The 1,421-nt window shown below is 53.9% G+C and carries 1 protein-coding gene and 1 pseudogene; both read left to right on the forward strand.

The annotated features are described in order from the left end of the window. Positions 1 to 752: pseudogene (locus FHW58_RS27300) on the forward strand (IS110 family transposase); the annotation flags it as partial. A 391-nt stretch (positions 753 to 1,143) separates the two neighbouring features. Next, positions 1,144 to 1,421: helix-turn-helix domain-containing protein (locus FHW58_RS27355; protein WP_373996741.1), on the forward strand; the 278-nt coding region annotated here is incomplete at its 3' end.

Here is a 1,421-nt window from a genome sequence, read left to right on the forward strand (position 1 = left end):
CAATGGAAGCTTGCAGCTCAGCCCATCATTGGGGACGGCAATTCCTGGCAATGGGCATCGAAGTGCGACTTATTAGTCCGCAGTATGTCGCGCCATTCGTAAAGACCAACAAGAACGATGCGAACGACGCGGCTGCGATCGTCGAAGCGGCGAGCCGGCCTACGATGCACTTCGTTACAGTGAAGTCGGTCGAGCAGCAGGATATGAGGGCGGTTCACCGCGTGCGTGAACTACTGGTGCACCAGCGAACAGCGTTGATCAATCAAGTCAGAGGATTGCTGGCCGAGCGTGGCGTGGTGATGGCCCAAACACCTACCGCTTTCAAGCGCGCCTTACCGTCGATTCTGGAGAAATGAGAGGGCGAACTGACCAGTATCTGCCAAACACTCATAACAGAAATGCTTGAGCAGCTGCGAACTCTCGAAGAGCGCATTGCGCGCACAAATCAATGGATCACGTCCTTCCTAAAAAGTTCAGCACTCTGCAAGAAAATCGAGGCCATTGATGGTGTTGGCCCGATTACCGCCACCGCAATCGTGGCAGCGGTGGGAACGCTGCTGATTCACGGGGCGCGCGTAGTTTTGCGCTACGCGATCGGCAAAGCCGATGCGCGCAGCCGATGGCTTCAGGACCTGATCGCACGACGCGGATATAACCGCGCGGCAGTGGCGTTGGCTAACAAAAATGCGCGAGTAATACAGGTTTTGCTTAGCGGGACAGAGAACTATCGATCGCCGGCAGTGCCCGCATAATCGGTTTGCAGCATTTGTTCAACCAAGGAGGAATTCAGAACCCAACATCAAGTTTGCGAAGCTTCTCAAAGTGATGACGAAACTGGTAAGACCAACATCCAACAACCTGCTTTCGCTGCAGGCAGCCTGAAGGACTAAGCCGATGATTTGCTAAGGAATGGATGTGCGGATCTCATCAAGGCTGCGGGCATGCATCCGATACGAGCCCATAGCAAGCCGGATACATGCATGCAAACCATTTCGATTTACAAAACGAAGCTTGCAAAAGGTGTCGGGTCCATACATGCAGCGAAATCTGCCCCACTTTGCCCACTAATTTGCAACTGAATCTGACCCACGTTTAAGACACAATCCTGCTCAACGAGTTGAGTGGGGAATTGGAGTGATCGACGTGGCACTACTAAGCATTATTCGACGCTGGCATATCCGAGACCAGGTCCCCCTTCGAGAGATAGCCCGACGCTTGCGCATCTCTAGAAACACTGTCCGGCGCTATCTGCGCGCCGAAATCACCGAGCCAGCCTACGCCGTGCGGCGCTCACGCAGCGCGATCGACAAATATGCGTTCCAACTCTCAGCCATGCTTAAGACCGAGGCAGCTCGTTCCAGGAAGCAGCGATGCACCTTAAAACAGATCCACGAGGACCTAAGGGAATTAGGTTTTGAGGG

This window comes from Duganella sp. 1224, assembly GCF_013408245.1.
Taxonomy (GTDB): Bacteria; Pseudomonadota; Gammaproteobacteria; order Burkholderiales; family Burkholderiaceae_D; genus Rugamonas.